This is a genomic window from Spongiivirga sp. MCCC 1A20706 (assembly GCF_046524175.1).
In the GTDB taxonomy this organism is placed as follows: Bacteria; Bacteroidota; Bacteroidia; order Flavobacteriales; family Flavobacteriaceae; genus Spongiivirga.
Genome location: NZ_JBEFZF010000010.1, coordinates 50177 through 63270, shown reverse-complemented (window position 1 = coordinate 63270; position 13094 = coordinate 50177). Strand labels below are relative to the sequence as shown.

Here is a 13094-nt window from a genome sequence, read left to right as displayed (position 1 = left end):
ATGATAAGCCGCTAATCTTGCTTTTCAACTACCTTTGTACCATTAAAACTTAGATAATGTTCCCACTACGACGTAATAGAAGACTCCGATCAAATAAAGCCATACGATCACTGGTTAGAGAAACAATCATTACACCAAATGACTTTTTGGTGCCACTTTTTGTTGTCGAAGGCAAGGATGTAAAACAAGAAATAGCATCAATGCCTAATTACTACCGAATGAGTCTTGATCTTATTGAAAAAGAGGTAAAAGAACTCTGGAAAATGGGATTGAAATCAGTTTTACTATTTGTAAAAGTGCCAGATAATTTGAAGGATAATAAAGGTACGGAAGCTTTAAATGCTGATGGATTAATGCAACGGGCTATTAAAACAGTAAAACAAGCTTGCCCAGAAATGTTGGTAATGACCGATGTGGCACTTGATCCTTTTTCAATATTTGGACACGATGGAATTGTTGAAAATGGGAAAATACTGAATGACGAAACGGCTGAGGTTTTAGGAGAAATGAGTGTTTCTCATGCTGAAGCTGGAGCCACTTTTGTAGCCCCCAGTGATATGATGGACGGTCGCATTTTAACTATTCGTGAAGCGTTAGATGATGCCGATTTTGTCGATACCGGAATCATGAGCTACAGTGCTAAATACGCATCAGCCTTTTATGGTCCTTTTCGTGATGCTCTGGATTCTGCTCCGGTTGATGTAAAAGATATTCCTAAAGACAAAAAAACCTATCAAATGGATCCCGCTAACCGATTTGAAGCGATAAAGGAAACTGAAATGGACATTGATGAAGGTGCCGATATTGTGATGGTGAAACCAGGAATCGCTTATTTAGATATTGTTCGTGAAATTAAGAATGAGGTTGATGTTCCGGTTGCTGTCTACCAAGTAAGTGGTGAATACGCCATGATAAAAGCCGCTGCGGAAAAAGGTTGGTTAGATCATGATACAGTGATGATGGAACAGCTAATCGCAATTAAAAGAGCTGGAGCTGATATTATTGCATCGTATTTTGCTAAAGATGTTATTCGATTATTAGGGTAGCTTGTATTTTCAGAATAGTTCAACCCAAACTTAATAAAGGGATTGCTATAGCATCATCAATATACATTCTATTTTCAATGTTCTGCAAAGAAAATCCTATCTTCGCATTATAACCAACACAGCATATGGGTCTATTGGTATTTTATGGAGTGATCTCCATATTTTTCTCATTTTTATGTTCAATTCTAGAAGCCGTTTTACTTAGTATTACACCAACCTTCATCAATGTAAAAAAACAAGAAGGTAAAGGATATGCGCAAACACTTGAAGACTTGAAAAAGGATGTCGACAAGCCTTTAATCGCAATTCTCACATTAAACACTATTGCGCATACGGTTGGTGCAATTTTAGTAGGTGTACAGGCCAAAGTAGCGTATGCAGAAATGTATGGCAGTACTACCAGAAAATTTCTTGGTATGGAAATGACTGAAGAGTTGATGGTAGGTGTTGTATCATCCATCATGACCATATTGATACTGGTTGCTTCAGAAATTATTCCTAAAACAATTGGTGCTACTTACTGGAAACAGCTAACCAACTTTACAGCGAAAGCCCTAACGGCACTTATTTTTCCATTAAAGTGGACGGGAATATTGTGGTTGTTACAACTTACTACTAAACTTATTGGTAAAAGTGCTCATGGTAGCGTTCTAAGCCGTGAAGATTTTCATGCCATGACCAATATAGCGCAAGAAGAAGGTGTTTTTGAAGAGTCAGAGAGTAAAATCATTCAGAACTTATTGACCTTTAACGAGGTGCAGGTAAAAGACGTCATGACGCCTAGAACAGTTATGAAAATTGCAGATGCAGACATGACTGTAAAAGATTTTTTTAAAGAGAATCAAAATCTCCGTTTTTCAAGAATTCCTCTTTACAGCGAAAAAGAGGATAATATAGTTGGGTTGGCCCTAAAAGACGAGATTTTTAAGGAGATGGCAAACGGAAATGGCGATAAGATATTGGGAGATATTAAAAGAGATGTTTTGATCACCCAACGGAACTTGCCCATACCCCAAATCTTTGCAAAACTGGTTTCTAAAAAAAGTCATATGGCTATTGTTGTTGACGAATATGGTTCGTTAAGCGGCTTAGTCTCTATGGAAGATGTTATAGAAACGTTGTTAGGTCTAGAGATTATGGACGAAAGTGATAATGTGGCCGACATGCAGCACCTAGCGAGACGTAATTGGGAAGATAGAGCAAAACGCCTAGGGATCATTAGTGCCGAAAAACCAGAAGAGTAGTTGTGGAAGAGGCGATTATCCATTCACCAGTAGGATTTATTAAAATTGAGGGAGATATTACAGGAATTCAAGCCATTACTTTTTTAGAAGGAGAGCACGAAATTTCTAAGGTGATTCCAGAAATATTAGAAGATGTAGTTTACCAGCTCAATGAATATTTTGAGGGTAACCGAAAAGCGTTTAATGTAAAACTTAACCCCCAAGGAACTGATTTCCAAAAACAAGTATGGAATGAGCTTTTAAATATTTCCTTTAGTAAAACCAGAAGTTATTTAGAACAAACGAAGGCTATAGGCGATGTAAAAGCAATTCGTGCTGTGGCTGCTGCTAACGGTAAAAATCCTATAAGTATCATAATACCATGCCATAGAGTTATAGGCTCTGATGGCTCACTAACGGGATATGCAGGCGGTTTATGGCGTAAAAAGTGGTTGCTAGCTCACGAAAATCCGGTCAAACAGACCAGTCTGTTTTAACCTCCTATTCTCCAACTTCTGCGAGCCACTGCCAAATCTTTAACAGCGGTGCAAAGCAATAATAGCAAACAAGTCAAGAGAGGTTCCTATTCTACAGTAAACTGCTAGTACCGATTGAATACTACCAACTAAACAACAACCTTATCGTGCACCTTGGTATCAACTCCATCATTCCAAATGGTTAAAATATCGGTCGCTACATGGGCACCACTACCACTTGCTATCGCAAATTGACTTCTCCAACCGGCTAAAGTACCAGCGACAAATAAGCCCGGTCTTACTAAATGATCATTGTTCTTTAGCGCAATACGCTCTTTGGCAGCTACACTTTTTGGGTGTGGGATAATGTCATTTTCAAAGCCTTTAATGGTGAAGAACTTGGTATACCCGACAGCGATGACTACCATATTAGCTTTATATTGATTTTTGTTCGTTGTCACCACAAAAAAACCGGCTTCCCCAAATACAGACTTTACCTTCTCTTTTTCAATTTGTTGCACGTGGGGGTATTGATCAGCAAGTTGCTGTTTGCCGTTTTTTAGAATATCGGCACCAGTAGTACCAGGCTCTAATCCTAATACATTGTTGAATAAGGCGTTTTGTAAATGCGATGCCTTTTGGTGTATAATAACGCCAATACGTTTTCCTTTAGCGTATTCTTTTTCTTTAGCAGAACCGAGGACTAGCGCACAAGACATACCCGCTGCACCGCCACCAATGATAAGTACATCAAACATTTATTTACGTTTTTTTACCTTTTCTTGAATGGTTTTTGAAGTCCTAAAAACTAGCATCAAAACAATGACACATAAGCATGCTACTATACCAATAAGCGCTATGGAACTGTCTCCTTCAAATAGATTATCAAAATTTAATTTAGTAACATTTAATGCGATCAAGCCAAGTGCTATGATCATGATTACGAGTGTGAATATTCGCATAACTTTTTATTTAAACCAATAATAATTTAACATTTACAGCAAATAGTTTTACCGCGATTGCTAACAAAATAACTCCAAATATTTTTCTAACAATACTGATTCCATTAGGGCCAATGAGTTTTTCAATTTTCGAGGAAGTCTTTAAAACTATATAAAGAAATATCATGTTCGCTAATACTGCGATTATAATATTTTCGGTCGCAAACTCCGCTCTTAATGAAAGTAAGGTAGTAAGACTACCCGGCCCTGCAATAAGAGGAAATGCTAGTGGAAAAACGGATGCCGTAATCGGATTTGAATCTTCTTCTTTATATAAGGTGATGCCCAAAATCATTTCTAAGGCAATAAAAAACAGTATGAATGCCCCGGCAACCGCGAAGGAATTCTCATCAATTCCTATTAGGTTCAAAATACTTTTCCCTACAAACAGGAATACAATCATAATAACTCCTGCAATAATGGCTGCTTTTTCTGATTGAATATGCCCAACCTTTTTCCTTAAATCGATAATAATAGGGATGTTTCCAATAATATCAATTACAGCAAATAGTACCATAAAAGCGGTTGCTATTTCCTTGAAACTAAAATTAAGTTCAGCTAAAAAACTCATGGTGTTATAAAATTGGTTAGACGATGAACCGGTTGGTATTTATTTGCAAAGGTACTATAACTTCTGGCGGATTTTCAGTGTAAAAAGCCGATTTTTAAAGCAATTGCTTCCTTATCTTTGCCGCTATGTTTCAGCTAGGAAAAACGATTGTTAGTGAAGACCTCATTGATAAAGACTTTGTCTGTAATCTGTCAGCATGTAAAGGTGAATGCTGTATAGCGGGCGAAGCCGGTGCACCCGTTGAAGAAGAAGAGATTGCTGTCTTAAAGGAGATATACCCTAAGATCAAACCTTTTTTAAGGGCTGAAGGTATTCAGGCAATTGAAGAACAAGGAACTCATATTAAAACCGATTTAGGCGAGTTAGAGACCCCTTTAGTCAACGGTGCTGAATGCGCCTATATTTCATTTAATGAACAGGGTGTTGCGGGTTGTGGTATTGAAGATGCTTATAATTCCGGAGTGATCGATTTTAGAAAACCCATTTCATGTCACTTATATCCTGTACGAGTACAAGATTATTCTGAGTTTGCTGCGGTAAATTATCACAAATGGCCAATTTGCGATGACGCTTGTACCTTGGGTAAGGAGTTGCAAGTACCCGTATATAAATTTACCAAGGATGCACTTATTAGAAAATTTGGAGAAGATTGGTATGCTGAGTTAGAGAAGGTAGCTAAAGAAATGAGCTAATGGTTGGAAATGGCTTAGTTCAAGATCTCCAATTCCGTCCTGCCCTTTTTTATTAATTTATATAAGGTCTATTCTTATTCAAAGGACAAGTGATGGATTAAGAGCTATGAAATCATATATATTGTAATATTATTCCTTCTTTTCTAAAAGTTAAAGATTTCGGACCTTTTCCCGTAAAAACATCCAACCAATAGGGGATTTATACCCTATTTTTCTTACAACTTCATTTATACTTTCGCAGCATTCCCTTACACACTGCCAAAAAAGTTTTAAAAAATGTTAACCCTAACTAGGCTTTTATGCACTAAAGTATATAAGTCAACAAAAACATTAACTAAAATGAAAACAATGAACTTTTTGGTATTACTAACAATGGTTTTTTCACTGAATTCATGTTCAGTTGAAGAAAATCAAGCGAACGAGACATTCAATAACTTACAACGGGCACAATTTGGTAATGAAGAAACACAGCCTTATTTAGAACCGTCTTTACATTTGTATTTTCTTGAAAGAGAGCATGAAGATTTGTCTGCGGAAAAACTAAAGTTAATCGAGGCGATAGAAAATGGTGATGAAGAAGCAGTTGAACAACTAGAACAGGTACAGGAAAAATTAGAACTAAATCAGTCTTATAAAGAATTTTTGAATGAACGCTATGGAGATTTGATGGTACGCTTCCCTCCAAGACCTCCAAGAAATCCTTGTAAAATTGGAAAACGAACTCACTGTCCTGTACCGGGGATACGCCTTATGAATATTCTAAATCCGCAGGATGCAAGTGATTTATTAATACAAGTAAAGACAGCTGATGGCGAAATAATAGACGAGATTACCGATTTTGATCAAGACGAGCAGTTTGAAGGAATGAACAGTTACCGTTTTGAATTAAACGAAGAGCTTTCTCAATTGACTTTTACAAAAGAATTTGCTGCGGCAGGGGGCGAAATATCGTATACAATCTTCGTTCAACTATAATACTAAAGAAACCTTTATTTAATTATTAACTTAAAGCCCCTGTTAATATAGGGGCTTTTCTTATGTCTAAAGATCAACTACTATCATATCTGTTATTGTTGCTAACGATTAACGTGTTTTCTCAAACTAATAACTCAACAAAAGATGCACAAATTGAAAAAGTAACCGAGCTTTTTTATAAAGGTTATGATTATATGTACGTAAACAAAGACAGTACATATTTTTATTTTGACCAGGCATTGGCAATTAACGATTCACTAAAAGATATTGATACAGAACTACAATTACATAATTATCTGATTTTCGTTAGCGGATATTTCTACGATTTACCAAGGTTTGAAAGCAGTTTACAAAAAGTCGAGACGATTTTAAACAGCGAGAATGCTGAAACAAGCATCGTTGATTATCAATTAATGAAAGATCAATTTACACTTGATCAAGGCGATTACTATTATAAATTAGGCGACTTTGAAAGAGCAAAACCCAAGTTTCTAAGTCTCTTAAAATCGTATGAGCAAATCCCAATAAAACATCATACCAAAGAAAGTATAGGAAATACGATTAGCGTTTATAACTATCTAGCTGCCATTTATTATAGGCAACATAAATACGACCTTGCAAAGCAATATTACTTAAAAACCGGGGTATTAATTACTGATTTTTATGGAGATGATATTGACGGTAAAAGCCAACTTGCAGCAAATCAAAGACTGCTGGCAGCACTATATAATGATAAAGGCGACTACCAAAAAGCAAATGAGTTACTGCATGAGAGTCTAACATTCTACCTTCAACACATTGACAAAAATGATGCGCTAAAAAACAGTGTGAATGCCGTTTATCAAAAGCTTGTTGAAAATCAGCTAAAACAAGATAGTGTTGTTGCCGCTTTGAATACGTTAAATGAATCGCAATCTTTTTTAGTTGATGAAAATGATCCTTTTTATCGAAGTGCTCAATTATTATATGGTGATATCTATTTAGAACAGGAGAATTTTAATCAATCTAAAAACTTTTATACCAGCGCATTAAAAGCTTTTCAAACGTACCGAAACAATCTTCCCCATGAAGACATGGCCAATGTTTATGTAAAGCTTGCTCTTTTAGAAAAAAGAAAAGAGAATTATACCACAGCATTAACAAATATTCAACAAGCCTTAATACATGCAACTCCCAACTTTTCAAATCTTGATATCAGTTCAAACCCTGCTATAGATGAAGCTTTTTCAAAAAGACAATTGTTAACTGTTTTAAGCGAAAAACTAGCAATACTTGATCTCAGTAACGAACAGGAAGAATATACACATGAGGTGTCTTATCAAATTATCAACACACTTGATAAGTTAAAGACCGAGTTTGAAAGTAAGCTTGATAAAACCTTTTTGATTGATCAGACATATCCTATTTTTCACAAGATCATTGAATTAGCACATAAAAATTTCAATAAGAGCAAGGACACAAAGTACCTGGAGCTTGCTTTTTTAGCAATGGAAAAAAGCAAAAGTATTTTATTGCTAGAAACGGTTAAAGCTGCAGAGGCGACCAAGTTTGGAGAAGTGCCCGACAGTATTCTAAATATTGGCAAGCAATACAGGGCAAATATTAATTTTTATGAAAAGAAATTATTTGATGCCCAGATAGAGCAGAGACAATCACTTAACGATTCCTTATTTAAATGGAACAACGGCTATATACATTATTTAGCTTCTGTTGAAAAAGAGTATCCCAAATACTATCAACTAAAGTATGATACAAAAACAGCATCAATCGAAGACACGAAGGCTTTTTTAAACGGCAGTGAAAAGTTAATTAACTACCATATTGGAGATTCGGTTTTATATGCAATGGTGGTATCTAAGAAAGAGGTTGATTTAAAAGCGATTCCATTTAATAATGACTTAAATAAAAAAATTGAACAATTTTATAGAAAAATAGCAGCCCCTGCTTTAGATGGTGATATTGAATTACAATTGTTAAGTAATGAAATCTACAGCAAGATCCTAAGGCCTATTCTAAATGAAAATAGTGATAGCCATCTTATCATTATTCCAGATGGAGTATTGAGTTATATTCCGTTTGGGGTGTTAAACAAAATAGATAATGGTTGGAGTTACGTTATTAACGATCATAGCGTCCGTTATGCTAGCTCAGCCACTTTAATGATAAACCCATTTCAACATGGAGTTAATAATGTCAAAAACAAATTGCTTGCAGTTGCTCCAACTTTTAACGATGCTAGTTTGTATAATTTGCCGTTTGCTAAAAATGAAATAGACCTAGTTGCATCTCATTTTGATGGAACTACTATGTCCGGCAATAAAGCAACCTTATCCAATTTTACCCAAACAAATAACCAATACGGACTATTGCATTTAGCGACCCATGCATCGGCAAATGATGAATTTCCTGACTATTCTTATCTCGCATTTTCGTCAGATAAAGAAAATGGAGATAAGTTGTACGTAAAAGATTTGTACAATCAAACAATTAGTGCAAATATGGTCACATTAAGTGCCTGCCAAACGGGAATAGGAAGACTTCAAAAAGGTGAAGGCCTACTAAGTATAGAACGTGGGTTTATGTACGCCGGAGCCAAGAGTCTGACCACTACTATGTGGAAAAACAACGACAAAACAACTAGCCAGTTAATGAACTTTTATTACGGCCACCTTAAAAAAGGTACTGCTAAAGACATTGCATTACAAAAAGCAAAACAAGATTATTTAGCAACAACAACGGATGATTTATTAAAGCACCCTTACTACTGGGCAGGGTTTAAGGTTATTGGAGATGCCAGTCCGGTTTCAAGTAATACCTATTGGCTTTGGGTATTTGCTCTATTAGCAAGTGTTTCCGGTATTATAATTTATCGAAATTTTGCATAACACATTAAATTTATGTCAAAAACAGGAATACTTTTTGTATCTCATTGGTTTCAATCAAGTAGAAAAAAGTTTTTTATAATAATCTTTTTTGTTTTTATGTGCCAAATGGCCCTTTGGGGACAGAGCACGTCGTTAAAATTGCTTGATTCTATTGAATTTGAGTATCATCGAATTTTAAATGAAGGAGATTTTAAAGCTACTGATTCCTTAGTTCATGTATTACAAGATCAGGAAAGTAATCATTTAGAGCATAGTCCTGAATTATACTTGAACAACTTGGTATTTCAGGTAAAAATGTTGGCACTTAGAAAGAAAATGAGTGATGCACAATCAAAATTAGATATAGCCAAGTCATTTTATGCAAAATATACATTAAAGAAGCCAATTATTGAACAAGCTTTTTTACACTACACCGCCTACTTAAAAGTACAAATTGCAAGAACATATTTTGATGAAGAAATTTCAGGGGCTTTAGATAAAATAAAATCCTACACAATAATAGATCCTTATATTCTTGCTTTATCTGAAGAGAGTAATGGAAGGAATCAGATTAATTTTACAAATTACAAAAAGGCTCTTGAGCACTTTAAAAACGCTTTAAAAATTTATGAAGAAAAAAACCTTCGATCACATGTCGCTGTTGTCCATAACTTAATTGGGGTTGCATATGACGGCTTAGAAAATACCGATAGCGTTATTTATTACAATAGCAAAGCTATTGAACTAAACAAATCATTAAAGTTCCCTAATTATAGCGGAATAGCAAGTTCAACATATAACTTAGGTCTTTTATTTCAAGAAAGACTGGGAAATGCCCATAAGGCAGAGCGTTATTTTTTAGATGCCGTTGAAAACGACATTAATCATGCTGGTGAAACAAACGAATATTTAACTGAAGATTACCGAGCTTTAGCAGAGACCTATCTTTCTTTAAACGACTTAAATAAAGCAGCATTATATGCCAAAAAAGCCGTGCTACAAGGCAAGAAGTATTTAGGTGTCAACGATGGACGAACGGCACAAGCGTTGCTTGTTGAAGCCGAGGTTTTCCGTATAAAAGGAGACTTAGAAAAGGCACTGGCAATTGCGGATGAAGCTAACCAAATAATTCAAAAACTAGTAGGTGAACAGCATCGATGGACTGTGCTGGTCTACTTGCAAAAGGGTCGTATTGCAGCTGATCAAGAAGAAAAAGACGAAGCACTGATCTTTTTTACTAAAGCAGCAAGCATATCAAAGAAGATTAATCGGGATTTATATTTATTACAATCCTATGAGGAATTAGCAACTCTTCAAGAAAATAATAAAAATTATCGTAGCGCTCTGTATTTTGCAGATAGTCTTTCAAACACCTTAAAAAGACGGTTTGCAAAAGCGAAGTACAAGACATGGAATAATACGCTTCGTAAAATTCGTTTACTTAACCATTTAGGTAAGTTTTCTAAAAGTAAAATGATGATTAATAATCTTCGTAATGATTTTGATAAGTATTCAGCTACAGCAGACTTACAGCTTAAACTAAAGGCTCAAGAGATACAGTATTTAAATAAAATAGAAGATTTAAATTGGAAAGTAGCTCACCAATCTTTAGAAGACTTTTTAACATTGCTTACCATAAACAGAAATCGATTTTCTAACCAAAACAATCGTGTTTTTTATAATGGAAAGATGAAACAGTATGTTGATTCTGCAATAGAGTTATGTTCTAAATTCGTTAATAAAACCGAGGATGAAGAAGCTAAGAAAATGGGGTTTAAACTTATGGAGATCAATAAAAATACGGCTCTTTTAGAGGGACTTCAAAACGTAAGGTTAAAAAAAGTAGCTGGAGTGCCTGCAAACATAATTAAAGAAGAGCAACAAGTAAATGAAAGTCTACAAAATACATTTAAAAATATTGTATATCTCAATTCGAAAAACCAGCCAGATAGTATTGCATTGCAAAATTTGGAAGACAAATTGCTGCAATTGAACTTAAAAAAAGATAGTATCGACAGTCTTATAAAAGGTAAATATCCTTTGTATGCTAACATGAAAATACTAAGCGATCAGCAAGATTTTAGTTTTTATCAAAAGGATTATTTGGCAAAAGATCAAGCACTTATTGAGTACTATTTAGGAGAAGAAAAGTGGTACCAGTTGGTTATTACCAGAAATAACGTATTGTTTTACACGTTTGACGATGTAAAACAATTAAGGAACAATATTTTAAAATTAAAAGATGAAATTGTTAATCGAAAACCGACAAAAGACAGTTCAAAAAAACTCTACAAGCAACTGATTCCCAAACTGGATAAATCAATTAAACGATTGGTAATTATTAGTGATGGTATCTTAGTTAACATACCTTTTGAAATGTTGGAAAGAAAAGATGGTGCTTTATATGAAAAATATGCTATAAGTTATGCGGGGTCGGTAAACTTGTTAGTAGAGCAAAATAGCTTTAAAAACGAATTTAATGATTGGAAAGGGTACGCACCGCAGTATCAATCTAATGAATTACCTAATAACAAAAGCGAAGTACTGCAAATAAAAGAGATATTAGAAGGAGAAGCCTATATAGGTAAACAAGCAACCAAAAAGAGCTTTGTTAATACAGCTCAACAAAGCGGTATTTTACATTTGGCAATGCATACTAAATTAGATGAGGTCAATCATCTTTCGAATAAACTATTGTTTACACCTGATGGGGATGATAATACCTTAGCGGCGCATGAAATTTATGGAATGAATTTAAATGCCAAACTAGCTGTTTTAAGCGCTTGTGATACAGGTACAGGTGAGTTTAAAAAGGGAGAAGGTGTAATGAGTATGTCTAGGGCATTTACCTACGCTGGGGTAGGGAGCACTGTAATGACACTCTGGAAAGTTTCCGATAAAGAATCATCAAAGCTGATGCATTATTTTTACCAGCATCTTAAAAATGGTGATACAAAGGATGTTGCATTACAAAATGCAAAACTGGATTATATTAAGAATACACAAGACGAGTTATTAAGACATCCCTATTATTGGGCTGGTTTTGTCTTTAGTGGAGACAATACCCCAATAAAATCTAAAAAATACTGGATTTTTGGGCCTATTTTGTTGGCGCTAACAGGCATTATTTTTTTGTTTTACAAAAAAAGTAACAACGACAATGCCTAGTATATTTATTACTTTGAGCAACTGCCATCGGGGCAAGCTCCTGGATTTCTAGTAACAGGTCTAGTAGTAACAGTATTACTTTCGGTATTCTGCTCTGATTGTATTCGCGAAAAAACTTTTGCAGACTGGGTTTCATTATGGTAGTTATCCTTTAAAGAATAATTATCTGAAGGTGTTTCTGGACTAATTAAAAAACTCATTAAATAGAAAAAATAAGTATACATGGCTTTGTGCTTAACGAATATTTTGAAATATACTAAATTAAGAGTTCATATTTAATATTTTTCCTAAGTTTATTATGCCCCAATTAATCAAGGTTTAATACCTTATAATTGTAAGATTTTGGCTTTTATTTAAATTTTCCTAACAATTTTTCAGCCTCTGATGCTTTGTATTTTTTTGATTTGATGATGTCCTCTAAAAGGAGTTGAGCATTATTTTTATCATCAATTTTAAGATAAGCCAAGGCTAAATACCAAGTTGATTTTTCACTTAAGGTATCTTTTGTCTTCAAATGCTCTTTTAACAGCGGGATCGCTTCATTCGCTTTTTCTAACTTGAGTAGCGCATTCGCTTTGTAAAATAAATAATATGGTTGTTTTTCTTTTTCATAAAGCTCAGAAAATAATGAAACCGCTAGTTCATAATCTCCGGTTTCATAGGCTATAAAAGCCTTCGTTTTTTGATCTTGCTCTTCGATACCTCGAACAATAGGGTGTACTACATTTTCATAGGGTTGAAAATTGGCAGCAAACAGCTCTTGAGAAGTGGGGTTGCTCAGGGTTAATACATATGTGAGCCCTGCGATTAAAATGACAGAAGCGGCAACTAACCATTTTGAATATTGCTGCAATCTAAATACTTTTTTAGGCTGATGTTCTGCTTCAAAATCAGACAACATTGCTTTAAAGGCATCGTCATGATCTTCTTCAGCAACACGCTTTACATTATCGTGAAATGCAACCTCTTCTTTAAATTCAGTATCATTAGCTAGTAGCGCATCAAATTCGATACGCTCATCTTTAGTAAGTGCATCCTGAAGGTATTTTTCTAATAGTTCATCTTTCTTCATAATTCA

Annotated in this window: 12 protein-coding genes; 7 read left to right on the top strand and 5 right to left on the bottom strand. The window is 34.8% G+C overall.

From position 1 onward, the window contains the following. Positions 1-56: 56 nt before the first annotated feature. The 3 genes from hemB (at position 57) to ABN763_RS18205 (ending at position 2766) form a co-directional block, all read left to right on the top strand. Positions 57-1046 carry a porphobilinogen synthase gene (gene hemB, locus ABN763_RS18215; protein ID WP_410486936.1) on the top strand — a complete coding sequence of 330 codons (990 nt, stop codon included), beginning with the start codon at positions 57-59 and terminating at the stop codon, positions 1044-1046. 125 nt (positions 1047-1171) lie between these two features. After that, positions 1172-2290 (top strand): CNNM domain-containing protein, encoded by a 1119-nt coding sequence (locus ABN763_RS18210; RefSeq protein ID WP_410486935.1) that lies wholly within the window; start codon positions 1172-1174, stop codon positions 2288-2290. Between the two features lie 2 nt (positions 2291-2292). After that, a complete protein-coding gene (locus ABN763_RS18205) occupies positions 2293-2766 on the top strand; it encodes a methylated-DNA--[protein]-cysteine S-methyltransferase (RefSeq protein WP_410486934.1) in 474 nt (157 codons plus the stop codon). Positions 2767-2894: 128 nt separating this feature from the next. Here ABN763_RS18205 and ABN763_RS18200 read toward each other — a convergent pair whose 3' ends face one another. Genes ABN763_RS18200 through ABN763_RS18190 form a run of 3 tightly spaced genes read right to left on the bottom strand, consistent with a single transcriptional unit; the run spans position 2895 to position 4317 of the window. Next, the gene (locus tag ABN763_RS18200; RefSeq protein ID WP_410486933.1) at positions 2895-3503 is read right to left on the bottom strand and encodes an FAD-dependent oxidoreductase; all 609 of its coding nucleotides are present in this window, start codon (positions 3501-3503) and stop codon (positions 2895-2897) included. Next, positions 3504-3707, bottom strand: a complete 204-nt coding sequence (locus ABN763_RS18195; RefSeq protein ID WP_410486932.1) for a hypothetical protein — start codon at positions 3705-3707, stop codon at positions 3504-3506. It lies immediately after the preceding gene. A 10-nt stretch (positions 3708-3717) separates the two neighbouring features. Continuing rightward, positions 3718-4317: a MarC family protein gene (locus ABN763_RS18190; protein WP_410486931.1), complete on the bottom strand. Its 600-nt coding sequence runs from the start codon at positions 4315-4317 to the stop codon at positions 3718-3720. Between the two features lie 125 nt (positions 4318-4442). On the opposite strand from ABN763_RS18190, the gene ABN763_RS18185 reads away from it, so the two are divergent. The 4 genes from ABN763_RS18185 (at position 4443) to ABN763_RS18170 (ending at position 12016) form a co-directional block, all read left to right on the top strand. Further along, a complete protein-coding gene (locus ABN763_RS18185; protein ID WP_410486930.1) occupies positions 4443-5009 on the top strand; it encodes a DUF3109 family protein in 567 nt (188 codons plus the stop codon). 339 nt (positions 5010-5348) lie between these two features. Then, complete coding sequence (locus ABN763_RS18180) at positions 5349-5984, top strand: hypothetical protein (RefSeq protein ID WP_410486929.1); 636 nt, start codon at positions 5349-5351, stop codon at positions 5982-5984. Between the two features lie 62 nt (positions 5985-6046). Continuing rightward, positions 6047-8869: a CHAT domain-containing protein gene (locus tag ABN763_RS18175; RefSeq protein ID WP_410486928.1), complete on the top strand. Its 2823-nt coding sequence runs from the start codon at positions 6047-6049 to the stop codon at positions 8867-8869. A gap of 12 nt (positions 8870-8881) precedes the next feature. Next, the gene (locus ABN763_RS18170) at positions 8882-12016 is read left to right on the top strand and encodes a CHAT domain-containing protein (protein ID WP_410486927.1); all 3135 of its coding nucleotides are present in this window, start codon (positions 8882-8884) and stop codon (positions 12014-12016) included. Positions 12017-12024: 8 nt separating this feature from the next. On the opposite strand, the gene ABN763_RS18165 is transcribed toward ABN763_RS18170, so the two are convergent. Continuing rightward, complete coding sequence (locus tag ABN763_RS18165) at positions 12025-12216, bottom strand: hypothetical protein (protein ID WP_410486926.1); 192 nt, start codon at positions 12214-12216, stop codon at positions 12025-12027. Positions 12217-12365: 149 nt separating this feature from the next. Beyond that, on the bottom strand, positions 12366-13088 hold the full coding sequence (locus tag ABN763_RS18160) for a hypothetical protein (RefSeq protein ID WP_410486925.1): 723 nt from the start codon (positions 13086-13088) through the stop codon (positions 12366-12368). Positions 13089-13094: the final 6 nt, after the last annotated feature.